Source organism: Streptomyces sp. NPDC020807 (assembly GCF_040641575.1).
GTDB lineage: Bacteria > Actinomycetota > Actinomycetes > Streptomycetales > Streptomycetaceae > Streptomyces.
The window spans coordinates 25725-41901 of the sequence record NZ_JBFADU010000011.1 but is presented as its reverse complement, the minus strand read 5'-3'; the positions used below and the strand labels follow the sequence as shown (position 1 = coordinate 41901).

The following is a 16177-nucleotide window of genomic DNA, read 5'->3' as shown; positions in this document are numbered from 1 at the left end:
TGGTGCCTTCCTACGATGTGGGGGTGGGTCCGCTTCGGGCAGCGCCGAGGAGCAGCCGCCGGTACCACGGCGCGTGCGCCGCGAACCCCTCGGCGAAGCCCGGCCCCGGCACGCAACCGAGCTCCCGCCAGGGGCGGTCGTCGGCGAACCAGTGGTCGGTGGCGAGCATGGCGAGGTGGTGCTGCGCGAAGGGGAGGTCCGCGAGGAGGTTACAGGCCGCCGCGACGTCCGCGACCGGCGTCCCGGGGGCCTCCGGCGGGCGGACGGTCAGCGTCTCGGCGGCGGCGATCAGGGCCGCCGCCGGCACCGGCTCGGGGTGGCCGACGTAGTACGCGCCCGGCTCGGTCCGCGGCGAGAGCGCGGCGCCCAGCAGGGCGCCCGCCAGGCTCTCCACGTCGATGACGGAGTGCACCGAGCCCACCGCGCCGCCGCCGTTCGCGAAGGGGCCGGGCAGCGCGGTGAGGAGCCGGACCAGGCCCGGTACCAGTTGCCGGTCCCCCGTCCCGTACACGAGGTGGGGTCGCAGGACGGTCCCGCCCGCGTCGAGGACGTGCCGCTCGCCCGCCGCCCGCGTACGGCTGGTGGTCGAGCCGGGGGCGATCGGCAGGGTGCCGGGGGCGGCGGCCCTGAAGGTGCCGCGGCCGTGGACGGAGGCGGTGCTCAGGGCGACGATCCGGGTGACCCCGGCCCGTACCGCGGCGTCGACGAGGCTACGGGTGCCCTCGTCGTTGACCTGGCGGGCGGTCTCCTCGTCGGCGCCGATCGCGGCGGCGCAGTGGACGAGGACGTCGACGCCCTCGCAGGCCCGGCGCAGGGACGCGGGGTCGCGGAGGTCGCCGAGGACGTTCTCGACGACCGGCGCGGAGGGGTGGGGAGACTCCGGGGACCGCCGGGGCCGCGGGGGCTGCTCGGTCCGTGTCAGGAGGCGTACGTGGGCGATGCCGGCCCGCGCCGTCGCCGCGGCCGCCGCACGGCCGCCGACGAATCCGCTGGCCCCGGTGATCAGAAGACGGGGACCCACGTCAGCTCGCCACCCGCTCGGCGAGGCCGAGGCCGGCCGGCCGCGCCTCGGCGGCGTGCCCGGTCAGGGTGCAGAGGAAGACGGGGTGACCGTCCTGCCGGCCGCTGATGCGCACGCTCGTCTCCGACCGGTGTCCTTCGGCCGGCGCCGTTCCCTTTCCCGTCCCGATCCGGGCGTCGGGCGCGATCTCGGCCTCGATCCAGCAGGGGACGTCGAGTTCCGCGTACCGCTGGAAGGCGATGGCCATGCCGGTGGGGACGAAGGGCTCGCCGCCGACCGTGGCGACCGCGGCCTGGCGGGCCGCTTCGAGGAGGACCATCCCCGGCACGTGGTCGTTCGGGCGCCGGAAGAGGGTGCTGTGTCCGGTGTCGATCCGCAGCCGCCACTGCCCGGCCCTGGCGCCGGGACCGAGGACGACGTCCCGCGGGCGGCGACGGCCGACGAGACGCGGGGCGACGCCCCGGATCAGGGGGACGGGCCGGCCGAGGGCGGCGAGCTGGGCGCCCCTGATCCGGCGGTAGGCGGGGTCCGAGGTGCGGTGGAGCGTGCCGCCGCCGACGCCGAGCGGGCGACCGCCCCGGGTGAGCACGACGTCGGTGCGCAGGTTCGCCCCGCGGCCCCGCCCGAGCGCGGTGAGGGTGACCTCCGCGGCGACCTCCCGGGGCAGGCCGTCGACGGCGAGGGCGTCGGGGTCCGCGGTGTAGTGGAGGTCCCACATGACGAAGTGGTCCTCCGTCGGCACACCGAGTTCGGCGTGGACGAGGAGCATGGTGGCCTGGCGCACGGTCTCGGCCACGAGCATGGGGTCGTGCCGGAGGCCGTCGTCCACGGGCGAGAAGAAGGGGTGGGCGGCGGGCCAGCGGGCGGAGACGGAGAACCGGTTCTCCTCAAGGCGCGTCCACCCTGTCGGAATGATGTCGGACGGATCCTCCCGGTGCACGAACGGGCCGGGAACGTGTGTCACCGTGGAGGCGGGAGGAGAGGTGCGAGGAGGCGCGGGAGGAGAGGTGTGAGGAGAGGTGTGAGGATCCGCCGGGACGCGTGTCACCGATCCTCGCCGGTCTCGCTGCATGGTTTCCCTCCGCGTACCGCGTAGCAATCAGCCAAGGGCATATGCCCGTAAAAGATCATATGTTTAGACCGATACGCTTCTCAATGTCTCACCGCACACATCGCAACATATCGAGCACAGACAGCAGCGAGCCAGAACAGGAGGCGCCTTGGCCCAGCAAGCGCGTGCAATCCGAACCCGGCAGGCCATCCTCGAGGCCGCGGCGGCCGTCTTCGCCGACCGCGGATACGAGCGGGCGACCGTCGGCGAGATCCTGGTGCGCGCCGGGGTGACCAAGGGTGCGCTCTACTTCCACTTCGCCTCGAAGGAAGACCTCGCCCTCGGCGTGCTCGCCGCCCAGATGCTCGACGAGCCCCTCCCCCCACACCCCCTCAAGCTCCAGGAACTGGTGGACCAGGGCCTGATCCTCGCCTACCGGATCCAGCACGAACCCGTCGTCCGGGCCAGCGTCGCCCTGGCGCTCGACACCGGTGCCAGCGGCATCGACCGCGCCGCGCCGTTCGAGACCTGGATCGCGCAGGTCTCCGAGGTGCTGGCCGCCGCGCGCGACCAGGGCGAACTCCTGCCGCACGTGGACATCGAGGACACCGCCGAGCTCTTCTCGGGCGCCTACGCGGGCATCCAGACGATGTCCTCGGTCCTGCGCGAGCGCCGGGACCTCATCCACCGCGTCGTGGTCTTCTTCGAGCACCTGCTGCCGTCGATCTGCACCCCCGTCCTGCTCACCCGGATCGACATCAGCGAGGGCCGGGCGCTGGAGCTCGCGGCGGCGTACGCCGCGCAGCAGCGGCGGTCGGACGACGACACCCCCGCCGATTCCGAGGACTGAGGACCGGGACCCCCTCCCGGGCAGGCCGCCCCGCCCGGCGCGCACGCCCCCCGCACACCGACCTCCCCGCCCCCACTTCCCCCCTTTTTCTCGCGCCCCGACACGGAACAGTGCCGGGGCGCTCTGGCGTCGTGGCACTGAGTGTGTTTTGCTGAGGGTACTCAGTGCCACAAGCGTCTAGGGGAGCTCCACATCATGGGCAAGGACTTCGACCTGTATCGGCCCTCCGAGGAGCACGACATGCTCCGGGAGTCGGTGCGCGCGCTCGCCGAGGCGAAGATCGCGCCGTTCGCCGCCGAGGTGGACGAGGAGGGCCGCTTCCCGCAGGAGGCCCTGGACGCGCTGGTCGCCAACGACCTGCACGCGGTCCACGTCCCGGAGTCGTACGGCGGCGCCGGCGCGGACGCGCTCGCCACCGTCATCGTGATCGAGGAGGTCGCCCGCGTCTGCGGTTCCTCCTCCCTGATCCCCGCCGTCAACAAGCTGGGCTCGCTGCCGGTCGTCCTGTCCGGCTCGGAGGAGCTCAAGGCGAAGTACCTCGCGCCGCTCGCGCAGGGCACGGCGATGTTCTCGTACGCGCTGTCCGAGCCCGACGCGGGCTCCGACGCGGCCGGCATGAAGACCCGCGCGGTGCGCGACGGCGACTTCTGGGTCCTCAACGGCGTCAAGCGCTGGATCACCAACGCCGGCGAGTCCGAGTACTACACGGTCATGGCCGTCACCGACCCGGAGAAGCGCTCCAAGGGCATCAGCGCCTTCGTCGTGGAGAAGTCCGACGAGGGCGTCTCCTTCGGCGCCCCGGAGAAGAAGCTCGGCATCAAGGGCTCCCCCACCCGCGAGGTCTACCTCGACAACGTCCGCATCCCCGCGGACCGCATGATCGGCGCCGAGGGCACCGGCTTCGCCACCGCGATGAAGACCCTCGACCACACCCGCGTCACGATCGCCGCGCAGGCCATCGGCATCGCGCAGGGCGCCCTCGACTACGCCAAGGGGTACGTCAAGGAGCGCAAGCAGTTCGGCAAGCCGATCTTCGACTTCCAGGGCGTGCAGTTCATGCTCGCCGACATGGCGATGAAGCTGGAGGCCGCGCGTCAGCTGACGTACGCCGCCGCCGCCAAGTCCGAGCGCGTCGACGGCGACCTCACCTTCTTCGGCGCCGCGGCCAAGTGCTTCGCCTCCGACGTCGCCATGGAGGTCACCACCGACGCCGTCCAGCTCCTCGGCGGCTACGGCTACACGCGCGACTACCCGGTGGAGCGCATGATGCGCGACGCCAAGATCACCCAGATCTACGAGGGCACGAACCAGGTCCAGCGCATCGTCATGGCGCGCAACCTCCCGTAACCTCCCGCTCCTCCCCATCCGTTGAAAGGAGACAGGCCGTGACCCTCAAGATCGCCGTCTGTGTGAAGTACGTTCCCGACGCGACCGGCGACCGCGGTTTCGCCGACGACCTGACGACCGACCGCGAGGCCGTCGACGGCCTGCTCTCCGAGCTGGACGAGTACGCGGTCGAGCAGGCCCTCCGGATCTCGGAGGAGGCGGACGACGCCGAGGTCACCGTCGTCACGGTCGGCCCGGACGACGCCAAGGACGCGCTGCGCAAGGCGCTGTCGATGGGCGCCGACAAGGCCGTCCACGTCAACGACGAGTCCATCCACGGCTCCGACGTCATCGCGACCTCCGCGATCCTGGCGAAGGCGCTGGAGAAGACCGGCTTCGACCTGGTCGTCTGCGGCATGGCCTCCACCGACGGCACCATGGGCGTCCTCCCGGCGCTGCTCGCCGAGCGCCTGGGCCTCCCGCAGGTCACCCTCCTCTCCGAGGTCTCCGTCGAGGACGGGACCGTGAAGGGCCGCCGCGACGGCGACGCCGCCACGGAGCTGATCGAGGCCCCGCTGCCCGCCGTCGTCTCGGTCACCGACCAGTCGGGCGAGGCCCGTTACCCCTCCTTCAAGGGGATCATGGCCGCGAAGAAGAAGCCGGTCGAGGAGCTCGACCTCGACGACCTGGACATCGACGCCGACGAGGTCGGACTCGCCGGCTCGTGGACCCTGGTCGACACGGTGGCCGCACGCCCGGCCCGTACCCAGGGCACGATCGTCACGGACGAGGGCGAGGGCGGCAAGCAGCTCGCCGCGTTCCTCGCGTCCCAGAAGTTCATCTGACCGACCGTCCGTCAGAGACCCACTCAGGAACCCCCTCAGGAGCAATGAATCATGGCTGAGATCCTGGTTCTCGTGGACCACGCCGACGGTGCGGTCCGCAAGCCGGCCCTCGAACTCCTCACCATCGCCCGCCGCATCGGCGAGCCCTCGGCGGTCGTCCTCGGCGCCGGCGAGGCCGCCGCCTCGATCGCCGCCACGGCGGGCGAGTACGGCGCGGCCACCGTGTACGTCGCGGACGGCGCCGAGTTCGCCGACCAGCTCGTCGTCCCGAAGGTCGACGCGCTGACCCAGCTCGCCAAGGAGAAGGGGGCGGCCGCCGTCCTGGTGACCTCCTCCGGCGAGGGCAAGGAGATCGCGGCCCGCGTCGCGCTCCGCCTCGGCTCCGGCCTGATCACCGACGCCGTCGAGCTGGAGGCCGGCGAGAACGGCCCGGTCGCCACGCAGTCCGTCTTCGCCGCCTCGTACCAGGTGAAGTCGACCGTCTCGCACGGCGTCCCGGTCATCACCGTCAAGCCGAACTCCGCCGCCCCGGAGGCCGCCCCGGCCGCCGGTACGGTCGAGAACGTCTCGGTCGCCTTCACCGGCAACGCGGCGAAGATCGTCTCGCGCACCCCGCGCGTCTCCACCGGCCGCCCCGAGCTGACCGAGTCCGCGATCGTGGTCTCCGGCGGCCGCGGCGTCGGCGCGGCCGAGGGCTTCGCGGTCGTCGAGAAGCTGGCCGACTCGCTCGGCGCGGCCGTCGGCGCCTCCCGCGCCGCCGTCGACGCCGGCTGGTACCCGCACTCCAACCAGGTCGGCCAGACCGGCAAGCAGGTCTCGCCGCAGCTGTACGTCGCGGCGGGCATCTCCGGCGCGATCCAGCACCGCGCGGGCATGCAGACCTCGAAGACCATCGTCGCGGTCAACAAGGACCCCGAGGCCCCGATCTTCGACCTCGTCGACTACGGCGTGGTCGGCGACCTCTTCGAGGTGCTGCCGCAGCTCACGGACGAGATCGGCGCGCGCTGACCCGTCCGGCGGACCGACGGAAAGGGGCGGATGGCACTCTGTGCCATCCGCCCCTTCGGGTTCTCGCCGCGCGGGCTCAGAGCCAGCCGTCGAGCGGGACCTCCTCGCAGAGCCGGACGACCGGCCTGCGGCCCGTCACGCCGACGCCGGAGGAGAGCCTCACGCGGACCCCGGGGCGCACGGCGTGCAGCGGCCCCTCGACGCGGCAGCGGACCACGAACCCCTCGGTCATGTGGACCGGCCAGAGGTCGGCGTCCGCGGCGGCGACCCCGCGGCGCACGGAGATCACGCCCTGGCCGTCGCTGAGTTCGGGCGCGAGGTCGGTCGACCCGCAGGTCGGACAGAGCAGGCGCTGGAAGGTCGTGGTGTGGCACCAGCGGCAGCGCTGGAAGTAGAGCTCGGAGTCGGCGTCCTCGTCGACAGGGACGGCGGTCCCGCTCCTCAGTCCCGCGTGGAACACGATGGCTTCTCCTTGCACTCGGCGGCTCGACCGTGCATGGAGAAAAGATATGGCACTGAGTGCCATCAAATAAAGACCTGAGTTCCCTCAATCCGAGATACCGCGACCCCTCAGTTCTCGCCGAGACTCGACTCCACCTCGCGCACCACGCGCCACATGGGGGTGGACCGCTTCGTGATGACCACGACGACGTCCTCGTCGTCCTCGGCCCGCGCCTCCGCCGCGCCCCCGTCCCCGCCCCAGGTGGAGCGGACGAACTCCAGGGCATCGTCCACCGTCGCCAGCGGATCGCCCTCGCCGCCCGAGCGCAGCCAGTGGCGCAGGGCGTGGTTGTGGGCGGCGACGACGGCCGCCGCGACGACGTTGGCGCGCAGGCTGCCGTCCCTGCGGTCCGCCCAGCGGGTGCGCAGGTAGTCGCCGAGGGTCTTCTCGTACCGCCAGACGACCGACAGCTCGTACGTGCGCAGTCCGGTGACCTCGCGGGTGAGCCGGTAGCGCTGCACGGAGAACGTCGGGTTCTCGGCGTACATCCGCATGACGAGCCGGGCGGCGTCGCAGACGCGGACGACCGGGTCGTCGGCGTCGGCGCTCGCGGCGAGGAAGCGGGTCATGTCGGCGAGGCACTGCTCGTGGTCGGGGAAGACCACGTCCTCCTTCGAGGGGAAGTACCGGAAGAAGGAGCGCCGGCCGACGCCGGCGAGCGTGACGATGTCGTCGACCGTGGTCTGCTCGTAGCCGCGCTCCAGGAAGAGCTGGAAGGCCGCGGCGATGAGGGAGTCCCGCATCGCGGGCTTCGCGGAGTTCGTCGAGGCTGTTCCCATGGCCCGAACCTAACACTCGGTCCGGGATCGCGCGGCACTTGGTGCCGGAAAATTCCGGCACCAAGTGCTGCGGGCGGGTCGGGGCCCGGGGCCCGGGGCCGGCTAGCGCGGGGCCATCCGCAGCGCGCCGTCCATCCGGATCGTCTCGCCGTTGAGGTAGTCGTGCTCGATGATCATCGTGACCAGCCGGGCGTACTCCTCCGGCCGCGCGAGGCGCTGCGGGAAGGTGACGCCGGCGGCGAGACCCGCCCTGACCTCGTCGCCGAACCCGGCCATCATCGGGGTGTCGACGATGCCGGGGGCGATGGTGACGACCCGGATGCCGAACTGGGCGAGGTCGCGGGCGGCCGTGATGGTCATGCCGGCGACGCCCGCCTTGGAGGCGGCGTAGGCGATCTGGCCGACCTGGCCCTCGAAGGCGGCGATGGAGGCCGTGTTCACGACGAGACCGCGCTGCCCGTGCTCGTCGGGCTCGTGCCGGGCGATGGCCTCGGCGGCGAGCCGCATGACGTTGAAGGTGCCGAGCAGGTTGACGTTGAGGACCGTACGGAAGAGGTCGAGGTCGTGCGGGCCCTTGCGGCCCAGGACCCGGGCGGAGGGGGCGATGCCGGCGCAGTTCACGGCGAGCCGGAGCTCCGCGCCGTCGGCGTCGACCGCGGCGAGCGCCTCGCGGACCTGGTCCTCGTCGGTGACGTCGGCGGCGATCAGGCGCACGCCCTCGGGCTGCTCGCCCGCGGCGGCGACGGACTTGTCCAGGTCGAGGCCGTAGACGGTGGCGCCGCGCGCGGCGAGCGCGGCGGCGGTGGCGGCGCCGAGGCCGGATGCGGCGCCGGTGACGAGAGCGGCGGAGCCGGCGATGTCCATGGAACTCCTCGTTCGTGTCGTGCGGATGCGACCCTGCCGCCGGGATGGCCGCCGGACCGGGCGCGTGCCCGCGGGGGACCGCGCGGTCCGCGCGATCTGCGCCGCCCACCATAGAACCGCAGGCGGGGCCGCAGGAAGCGGAGGCTGGAAGTCTCCGTTCCGAGGTGGCGGCCCCGCCGTGCGCGGCGGCTCGGTCTCAGAAGGGCTTGGTCGGCAGGTACTTGCCGTCGAGCGTGATGACCGCGCGCTCGCCGCCCTCGGGGTCGGCGACCTTCTTCACGTCCAGCCGGAAGTTGATCGCGGAGATGATGCCGTCGCCGAACTGCTCGTGGACGAGCGCCTTGAGGGTGGTGCCGTACACCTGGAGCATCTCGTAGAAGCGGTAGATCGTCGGGTCGGTGGGGACGGCGCCGTCGAGCGAGCCGCGGGTGGGGATCGCGCGCAGCAGGCGCTCCGCGTCCTCGTCCAGACCGAGGAGCTCGGCGACGGCCTTCGCGGCCGGGGCCGGCAGGGCGTGCTGGCCGAGCACGGCGGCGGTGACGAAGGCGACGGAGAGACCCGCGGCGTCGGCGATCTGCTGCCAGGTCAGGTCCTTGCGGTCCTTGGCGTCGACGGCGGCGACGGCGAGGGCCTGGCGGGCGGTGGGGTCGAACTGGGCGTGCACCATGAGAGGTACGTCCTTTCGGTGTTTCGCGGGAGGGGGGGTCAGGCGACGAGGGAGGCGTGCGGGGCGCCGGTGAGATCCTCGACGGTGCCGTCGGCGATGTCGAAGACCCAGCCGTGCAGCCGTACGGTCCCCTCGGCGAGGGCGCGGGCCACCGACGGGTGGGTGGCGAGGTTGGCGAGCTGGGCGGTGACGTTCTCCCGTACGAGCGCGGGGACGTCGCCCCGACGGCCGGCGGCGGTACGGGCGAGGGCCGCGTCGGCGTGCCGGAGCCAGGCGGCGACGGCGGGTGCGGCCGTGAGGTCCTGGCCCTCGGCGAGTGCGGTCATGGCGCCGCAGGCGGAGTGCCCGCAGACGATGACGTCGCGGACGCCGAGGACGGCGACGGCGTACTCGACCGAGGCGGTGACGCCGCCGTCGGCGCCGGGGGCGTGGGCCGGGACGAGGTTGCCGGCGGTGCGGACGACGAAGAGCTCGCCCGGATCGGTCTGGGTGATCAGCTCGGGGACGACGCGGGCGTCGGAGCAGCCGATGAAGAGCGTTCCGGGGCGGTGGGCGGTGGCCAGGCGGGCGAAGAGACCGGCCTTGGCGGGGAAGACCTCCCGCTGGAAGCGGGCGATTCCCTCGGCGAGATGAGGCATGGCTTCACCCTGCACGACCAGCCTCTATAGCGTCCAAGACTCGCTATCGATCTCTGCTATAGCTGGCACCTATACTTGGCCCCATGCAGCCGGAACTCCGCCATCTCCGCTATCTGCTCGCGGTGGCCGAGCACGCCAACTTCACGCGCGCCGCCGAAGAGCTCCGCATCGCCCAGCCGACCCTGTCGCAGCAGATCAAGCAGTTGGAGAAGGCGCTCGGGGCGCAGCTCCTCGACCGCGGCGGCCGTACGGTGCGCCTCACCGACGCCGGGGAGGCGTACGCGCGCTACGCCCGACGGGCCCTGCGGGACCTGGCCGCGGGCGAGCGGGCGGTGCTGGACGTGGGGGGCCTCTCCCGGGGCCATCTCCGGCTGGCCGTCACCCCCACCTTCACGGCCTACCTGACGGGCCCGCTCGTCGCGGACTTCCACCTCCGGCATCCGGGCATCACCGTGGAGGTGCGGGAGATGGCGCAGGACCGTGTCGAGGCCGAACTCCTCGCGGACCGCCTGGACCTCGGCATCGCCTTCGCCGGCCGGCACCTCCCGGGCATCGAGGCGACGAGCCTCTTCACCGAGACCCTGGGCCTGGTCGTGGGCCCGGGCCACCCCCTGTCCGGTCACGAGTCCCCGCTGCCGGCAGCATCTTTGACGGATCATCACCTTGCCCTGCTGAGCAGGGACTTCGCGACCAGACTACACGTGGACGCGTACGTCTCCGAGCACGGGCTCCGGCCCCGGATCGCCGTGGAGACCGACTCCGTCGGCGCGCTCACCGAGATCGTCCGCAACACCGCGCTCGCCACGGTCCTGCCGGACGCCGTCACCCGTGCCCACCCCGGCCTGAGCCGGGTCCCCCTCTCCCCCGCCCTGCCGCCCCGGGGCGTGGAGCTGCTGCGCCGCGCGGCGGGCTACCGGAGCGCGGCGGCGGGGGCGTTCGCCGCGCTCGCGGCACGGTGGGGGTCAACCGATCGGCTGACCCCGGGGTCGGCCGATGCGCCAGCCGGTCCGAGCCGGGACGACGACGGACCGTGAGCGATCGGCCACCAGGATGGACGTCAGAGAGCGGGGAACTCCCCGCGGCCGTTCCCCGACACCCCTGGAGCAGACAGCCATGAAGCACGTGAAGAAGACCTCGCGCACCCGGGTCCTGACCGGCGGAGCCATCGCCGCCGCCGTCGCGCTCGGCGGCTTCGGCGCCTACTCCGCCAGCGCCACCGACGAGGCCACGACGGCCACCCAGACCGCGGCCGTCACGAAGGCGGACGCGAAGAACAAGAACACGACCACGTCGACGCACCTCACGATCGAGGCCGCCACGAAGGCCGCGCAGGCCACCCTCGACGCCGCCGAGAAGGAGAACCAGCGCGTCTCCGTCGCCGTCGTCGACCGCAACGGCAACACCGTCGTCACCCTGCGCGGCGACGGCGCCGGCCCGCAGTCCTACGAGTCGGCGGTGAAGAAGGCGTACACGGCCGTCTCCTGGAACGCCCCCACCTCCGAACTGGTGAAGCGCCTCGCCAACGCGCCGACCCTCAAGGACATCCCCGGCACCCTCTTCCTCGGCGGCGGCGCCCCCGTCACGTCGAAGGGCGCCCCCATCGCGGGCATCGGCGTCGCGGGCGCCCCCTCCGGCGACCTGGACGAGAGGTTCGCCCAGGCGGGCGTGGCGTCGCTCACCAAGTGACTACGGCCGGGGCACCGCGCCTCGTCGGCGGTGGGCCGCGACCCGTTCACGCGTCGCGCAGCGGCGCGAGCAGTACCGCCGCTCGGGTCCGCTTCCGGGTGAGATGAAGACGTTTCCGCAGCTCGGCGACGCGCAGGCGCGACCGGGCGGGCGCTGGCGGTCCCAGACGAGGACGGCCAGCGCCATGCAGGACGACGCGAGGAGCCATTCGGCCCAGGGCGCGTCGTCGTCGGAGTCCAGATGAGGGTGCCACGGACTGTCACCGCCGTGGGAAGTCAGCCGGAGCGGCCCGGTGTGGTCCCGCAGGAGCCGGTTGAGCACGGCGGCCGCGCCGTCGGCGTCGTCGGCGGTGAACACCGCCCGCAACAGGCCCGCGGCCGTGCGCAGTTCGGGCAGGTCGGTGGCGGTGAGGTCGAGGGGATCGCGTTCGCCGTGCGCGCGGAGGACGTCGGCGACGTCGAACGGCCCGGCACCGTCGTCGGCGAGGACGTTGAGCAGGGCGGCCGTGCGGCGGGCCGTCGCGAGCACGGAGTGCCGGGCGGAGCGGTCGTCGACTGGTGAGGACACCCTCCGGAATGTAACGCATCTTGCGCACCTTTGAGTTACGTCCGTAGCGTCCGGCCGATGAGCGCACGTGAGGCGACGCATTCCTGGCTGGCCGGAGCGGCGGCGGCCCGGACCGGCGACGAGATGTCCGGTTCCGCACTCCTCCTGGCGGGCTTCGCCCTCACCGGGTCCACCGGCGAGGCTTCGGCGCTCCTCGCGGGGATCACCGTCGCGGCGGCCGTCGGCGGACCGGTCCTCGGGGCCCTCCTCGACAGATCGGCGCGGCCGGGGCGCCTGCTCGCCCTGGCGCTCGTCCTGTACGCGACGGGGCTCGCCGTCGTCCTCCTCGGGATCGCCCGCCTCCCGTTCGCCCTGGTTCTCGCCGTCTCCGTCCTCACGGGCCTGTTCGGTCCGGCGCTGTCGGGCGGCTGGTCCGCCCAGTTGCCCCGAGTGGCCTCGGGGAAGCGGCTGTCCCGGGCGACCGCGCTCGACGCGATGACCTTCCACACGGCGAGCCTCGCCGGGCCGGTGGCCGCGGGGTGCCTCGCGGAGGCCGCGGGGGCGTCCACCGCCGTCGTGGCCTCCGCCGCGCTGATCGGCTGCGCGGCGCCTGCCGCGTGGCGCCTGCCCGCCGATCGCGGTCCGGTCGGCACGGTCCCGTCCGGAACGGTGGTCGCCGACCTCGCCGAGGGCGCCCGCGCGATCCGCCGGAACCCCGCGCTGGCGCGGGCGACCGTGTCCTCGACCGTCTCCTGCTCCGCCCAGGGCATGCTGACGGCCTGTCTCCCGCTCCTGGGCGCCCAGGCCCTCGGGGGCGCGGGCCTCGGCACCGCCCTGCTCTCCGTCGCGGCCGTGTCCGCGCTGGCGGCGAACGCCCTCGTAGCCCGGTTCCCGGGCCGGTTCTCCGCCGAGACGGTCCTCGGCGTCGCGCCTCTGGTCCAGGCCGTGGCTCCGGCTCTCGCCGCGACGGGCGGCCCCGCGGGTCTCACAGCGGCGCTGCTCGTCGTCGGCGTCGCCGAAGGCCCCCAGCTCACCGCCTTGTTCTCGGTGCGCCATCGGGAGTCCCCCGAGCATCTGCGCGGGCAGGTCTTCACCACGGGAGCCAGCCTGAAGATCACCGGCTTCGCCGTGGGCGCGGCGGTGGCCGGCCCGTTGGCGTCCTGGTCCCTTCCGGGTGCGCTCGCCGCGACGGCGGGCACGGCGCTGCTCGCCGTACCCGCCGCCTTCCTGGTGTCGCCGGCCGCTACTTCTCCGAGGTCCGCACGAGGCCCCGGCTGATGACCAGGCGCTGGATCTGGTTCGTGCCCTCGAAGATCTGCATGATCTTGGCTTCGCGCATGTAGCGCTCGACCGGGAAGTCTCGCGTGTAGCCGTAGCCGCCGAGGACCTGGACGGCGTCCGTGGTGACCTTCATGGCCGTGTCGGTGGCGATGAGCTTGGCGGCGCTGGCCTGGCGGCTGAAGGGGCGGCCGAGGTCGCGGCGGCGGGCCGCGTCGAGGTAGGTGGCGCGGGCCGCGTCGACGGCGGCGGCCATGTCGGCGAGGAGGAAGCCGAGGCCCTGGTGGTCGACGATCTTGCGGCCGAAGGTGGTGCGCTCGTTGGCGTAGTCGACGGCCGCGTCGAGGGCGGCCTGGGCGAGGCCCGTGGCGCAGGCGGCGATGCCGAGGCGGCCGCTGTCGAGGGCGCTGAAGGCGATCTGGAGGCCCTGGCCCTCGTCGCCGATCCGGCGGTCGGCCTCGATGAGGGCCCCGTCCCAGTACGCGGAGGTGGTGGGGACGGCCTGGAGGCCCATCTTGCGCTCGGGCGCGCCGAAGCTGAGGCCTTCGGTGGCACCGGGGGCGAGGAAGCAGGAGATGCCGTGGCTGCCGGGGGCGGTCCGGGCGAAGAGGGCGTAGAAGTCGGCCTTGCCGCCGTGGGTGATCCACGCCTTCGTGCCGGTCACGCGGTAGCCGCCGTCCTCCTGGAGCTCCGCCTTGCAGGCGAGCGCCGCCGCGTCGGAGCCGGCCTGCGGCTCGGACAGGCTGTAGCCGCCGATCGCGCGGCCTTCCAGCATCGCCGGGAGCCAGCGCTCCTTCTGGGCGTCGGTCCCGAAGGCGTACAGCGGGTGGCAGGCGAGCGTGTGGACGCTCGTGGCGACGGCGACGGCGGCCCAGCGGGCGGCGAGCTCCTCCAGGACCTGGAGGTAGACCTCGTACGGCTGACCTCCGCCGCCGTACTCCTCGGGGTACGGCAGGCCGAGGAGGCCCGTCTCGCCGAGGGTGGAGAAGAGACCTTCGGGATAGGTCTCGGCGGCCTCGTGCTCGTTCACCCGCGAGGAGAGCTCCTTGTCGGCGATCTCCCGGGTGAGGGCGATGAGGTCCGCCGCTTCGGGGGTGGGAAGCAGGCGGTCGACATCCATGGCGACTCCAGCGGCGCGCAAAGTGGTACTGGGGCAGGTACTGCAGTACCGCTTAGCGTAGCGCAGGAGGGTTCTCACGTAACCCCCTCAGGGGTCGGAGGACCCGGCCCCTTCCTGCGGCGGCCTGGAATACTGGGCGGGTGATCGAGACCGCCGACACCCTCAAGCAGACGGGCCGCGGAGCCGCGCGCCGCTCCGCCCTCTTCGAGGACCTCGTCGCCCTCCTCGTCGGCGAGGGCTTCGCCCGCCTGACCCTGGACGATCTCGCCGCCCGCCTGCACTGCTCGAAGCGGACCCTGTACGGGCTCGCCGGCAGCAAGGAGCAGCTCGTCCGGGCGGCCGTCGTGCACTTCTTCCGGCGCGCCACCGCGCGCGTGGAGGCGGTTCTCGCCGCCGCGAGCGGCCCGGCCGAGCGGCTCGCCGCCTACCTGCGGGCCGTCTCCGCCGAGCTCGCCCCCGTCTCGCCGCAGTTCTTCGACGACGTCGCCGCCTTCGAGCCGGCCGCCGAGGTGTACGAACGCAACACCCGCGCCGCCGCCGGCCGCGTCCAGCAGCTCATCGAGGAGGGCGTCAGCGCGGGCGTCTTCCGCGAGGTGCACGTCGTCTTCGCCGCCGACGTCATCGCCTCCGTCATGGTCCGCATCCAGCGCCGCCAGGTGGCCGCGTCCACGGGACTCGCGGACGCGGAGGCCTACGACCAGCTCGCCGAGCTGCTGCTGAGCGGGCTGCGGAAGGCCTGAGGGGAAGCCTGAAGGGACGACGGCATGCCGAAGGGGCGTCCCGGAGAGCTCTCCGGGACGCCCCTTCGGCGTACGGACGAGGTCAGGCGACCGACCCTATGCGGCCCGCCACCGGCCCGTCCGGCCCGTCGTGGTGGATCGGCGTGTGCGCGCCCGTCAGCGAGGCCCCGCTGCCGCCCCGCCGGTTCGCGACGATCTCCGCGCCGATCGACAGGGCCGTCTCCTCGGGCGTACGGGCGCCCAGGTCGAGGCCTATGGGCGAGCGCAGCCGCGCCAGTTCGATCTCCGTGACGCCCACGTCGCGCAGGCGCGCGTTCCGGTCCTCGTGGGTACGGCGGGAGCCCATCGCGCCGACGTAGGCGACGGGAAGCTTCAGGGCGGCCTGGAGGAGGGGGACGTCGAACTTCGCGTCGTGCGTGAGGACGCACAGGACGGTCCGGCCGTCGACCTCCGTCGAGGCCAGGTAGCGGTGGGGCCACTCCACCACGATCTCGTCGGCCTCGGGGAACCGGGCCGGGGTCGCGAAGACGGGCCGCGCGTCGCACACGGTCACGTGGTAGCCGAGGAACTTGCCGACCCGGACCAGGGCCGCGGCGAAGTCGATGGCCCCGAAGACGATCATGCGGGGCGCCGGCACGGAGGACTCGACGAGGAGGGTCAGCGGCCGGCCGCAGCGGCTGCCGTCCTCACCGATCTCGACGGTCCCGGTCCGTCCCGCGTCCAGCATCGCGCGGGCCTCCCCCGCCGCCGTGCGGTCGAGCTCGGGGTGGCCGCCGAGCTTCCCCTCGTACGTGCCGTCGGGGCGGACGAGGAGCGCCCGGCCCATCAGGTCGTCAGGGCCCGAGACGATCCGGGCGAGGGCGGCCGCCTCCCCCGCGGCGGCGGCGGCGAACGCGGCCGGGAGGACCCCGCCGCGTACCGGGGTGACGAGGATGTCGATGATGCCGCCGCAGGTCAGACCGACCGCGAAGGCGTCCTCGTCGCTGTAGCCGAAGCGCTCGACGACCGTCCTGCCGTCTTCGAGCGCCTGCCGGCACAGCTCGTACACCGCGCCCTCCACACACCCGCCGGAGACCGAGCCGATCGCCGTCCCCTCGCTGTCGACGGCGAGGGCGGCTCCCGGCTGGCGGGGCGCGCTGCCGCCGACGGCCACCACGGTGGCCACGGCGAAGGTGCGTCCCTGCTCGACCCACCGGTTCAGCTCTTCGGCGATGTCCAGCATGTCGGTTCTCCTTCGGAGTGTGGGAGGGCTTGTC

18 protein-coding genes are annotated in these 16177 nt (G+C 73.2%); 8 read left to right on the top strand and 10 right to left on the bottom strand.

Annotation, left to right across the window (positions count from 1 at the left end; translation table 11 throughout):
• Positions 1-10 precede the first annotated feature (10 nt).
• Positions 11-1021 (bottom strand): NAD-dependent epimerase/dehydratase family protein, encoded by a 1011-nt coding sequence (locus AB0G79_RS18240; protein WP_360807500.1) that lies wholly within the window; start codon positions 1019-1021, stop codon positions 11-13.
• A gap of 1 nt (position 1022) precedes the next feature.
• Positions 1023-1985, bottom strand: coding sequence for a ScbA/BarX family gamma-butyrolactone biosynthesis protein (locus AB0G79_RS18235; RefSeq protein WP_360807498.1), 963 nt, complete (start codon positions 1983-1985; stop codon positions 1023-1025).
• A 256-nt stretch (positions 1986-2241) separates the two neighbouring features.
• On the opposite strand from AB0G79_RS18235, the gene AB0G79_RS18230 reads away from it, so the two are divergent.
• The 4 genes from AB0G79_RS18230 to AB0G79_RS18215 all read left to right on the top strand — a co-directional run bounded on the left by AB0G79_RS18230 (position 2242) and on the right by AB0G79_RS18215 (position 6101).
• Entirely contained in the window at positions 2242-2922 is a 681-nt protein-coding gene (locus AB0G79_RS18230) for a ScbR family autoregulator-binding transcription factor (RefSeq protein ID WP_360807496.1), read from the top strand.
• Between the two features lie 195 nt (positions 2923-3117).
• Positions 3118-4269, top strand: a complete 1152-nt coding sequence (locus AB0G79_RS18225) for an acyl-CoA dehydrogenase family protein (protein WP_360807494.1) — start codon at positions 3118-3120, stop codon at positions 4267-4269.
• A gap of 38 nt (positions 4270-4307) precedes the next feature.
• On the top strand, positions 4308-5093 hold the full coding sequence (locus AB0G79_RS18220; protein ID WP_360807492.1) for an electron transfer flavoprotein subunit beta/FixA family protein: 786 nt from the start codon (positions 4308-4310) through the stop codon (positions 5091-5093).
• A 51-nt stretch (positions 5094-5144) separates the two neighbouring features.
• Positions 5145-6101 (top strand): electron transfer flavoprotein subunit alpha/FixB family protein, encoded by a 957-nt coding sequence (locus tag AB0G79_RS18215; RefSeq protein ID WP_360807490.1) that lies wholly within the window; start codon positions 5145-5147, stop codon positions 6099-6101.
• A gap of 76 nt (positions 6102-6177) precedes the next feature.
• Here the strand turns inward: AB0G79_RS18215 and AB0G79_RS18210 are convergent, their stop codons facing one another.
• The 5 genes from AB0G79_RS18210 to AB0G79_RS18190 all read right to left on the bottom strand — a co-directional run bounded on the left by AB0G79_RS18210 (position 6178) and on the right by AB0G79_RS18190 (position 9551).
• Positions 6178-6561 carry a zinc ribbon domain-containing protein gene (locus AB0G79_RS18210; RefSeq protein ID WP_360807488.1) on the bottom strand — a complete coding sequence of 128 codons (384 nt, stop codon included), beginning with the start codon at positions 6559-6561 and terminating at the stop codon, positions 6178-6180.
• A 110-nt stretch (positions 6562-6671) separates the two neighbouring features.
• Positions 6672-7382 (bottom strand): TetR family transcriptional regulator, encoded by a 711-nt coding sequence (locus AB0G79_RS18205; RefSeq protein WP_360807486.1) that lies wholly within the window; start codon positions 7380-7382, stop codon positions 6672-6674.
• Positions 7383-7484: 102 nt separating this feature from the next.
• The gene (locus tag AB0G79_RS18200; protein ID WP_360807484.1) at positions 7485-8246 is read right to left on the bottom strand and encodes an SDR family NAD(P)-dependent oxidoreductase; all 762 of its coding nucleotides are present in this window, start codon (positions 8244-8246) and stop codon (positions 7485-7487) included.
• Between the two features lie 196 nt (positions 8247-8442).
• The gene (cynS, locus tag AB0G79_RS18195; protein ID WP_360807482.1) at positions 8443-8913 is read right to left on the bottom strand and encodes a cyanase; all 471 of its coding nucleotides are present in this window, start codon (positions 8911-8913) and stop codon (positions 8443-8445) included.
• A gap of 38 nt (positions 8914-8951) precedes the next feature.
• Positions 8952-9551: a carbonic anhydrase gene (locus AB0G79_RS18190; protein ID WP_360807480.1), complete on the bottom strand. Its 600-nt coding sequence runs from the start codon at positions 9549-9551 to the stop codon at positions 8952-8954.
• 83 nt (positions 9552-9634) lie between these two features.
• Here AB0G79_RS18190 and cynR point away from each other — a divergent pair, with 83 nt between their 5' ends.
• Positions 9635-10585 carry a transcriptional regulator CynR gene (gene cynR / locus AB0G79_RS18185; protein WP_360807478.1) on the top strand — a complete coding sequence of 317 codons (951 nt, stop codon included), beginning with the start codon at positions 9635-9637 and terminating at the stop codon, positions 10583-10585.
• An 88-nt stretch (positions 10586-10673) separates the two neighbouring features.
• Entirely contained in the window at positions 10674-11237 is a 564-nt protein-coding gene (locus AB0G79_RS18180; protein ID WP_360807767.1) for a heme-binding protein, read from the top strand.
• Here AB0G79_RS18180 and AB0G79_RS18175 read toward each other — a convergent pair whose 3' ends face one another.
• Positions 11238-11804 (bottom strand): CGNR zinc finger domain-containing protein, encoded by a 567-nt coding sequence (locus AB0G79_RS18175; protein WP_360807476.1) that lies wholly within the window; start codon positions 11802-11804, stop codon positions 11238-11240.
• 57 nt (positions 11805-11861) lie between these two features.
• On the opposite strand from AB0G79_RS18175, the gene AB0G79_RS18170 reads away from it, so the two are divergent.
• Positions 11862-13061 (top strand): MFS transporter, encoded by a 1200-nt coding sequence (locus AB0G79_RS18170; protein WP_360807474.1) that lies wholly within the window; start codon positions 11862-11864, stop codon positions 13059-13061.
• Here the strand turns inward: AB0G79_RS18170 and AB0G79_RS18165 are convergent.
• The gene (locus AB0G79_RS18165) at positions 13027-14181 is read right to left on the bottom strand and encodes an acyl-CoA dehydrogenase family protein (protein ID WP_360807472.1); all 1155 of its coding nucleotides are present in this window, start codon (positions 14179-14181) and stop codon (positions 13027-13029) included. The two genes, AB0G79_RS18170 and AB0G79_RS18165, sit on opposite strands and share 35 nt — an antisense overlap.
• Positions 14182-14321: 140 nt before the next feature.
• On the opposite strand from AB0G79_RS18165, the gene AB0G79_RS18160 reads away from it, so the two are divergent.
• The gene (locus tag AB0G79_RS18160) at positions 14322-14921 is read left to right on the top strand and encodes a TetR/AcrR family transcriptional regulator (protein ID WP_360807470.1); all 600 of its coding nucleotides are present in this window, start codon (positions 14322-14324) and stop codon (positions 14919-14921) included.
• Positions 14922-15003: 82 nt separating this feature from the next.
• Here the strand turns inward: AB0G79_RS18160 and AB0G79_RS18155 are convergent, their stop codons facing one another.
• Positions 15004-16143 carry an XdhC/CoxI family protein gene (locus tag AB0G79_RS18155; protein ID WP_360807468.1) on the bottom strand — a complete coding sequence of 380 codons (1140 nt, stop codon included), beginning with the start codon at positions 16141-16143 and terminating at the stop codon, positions 15004-15006.
• Between the last annotated feature and the right edge of the window lie 34 nt (positions 16144-16177).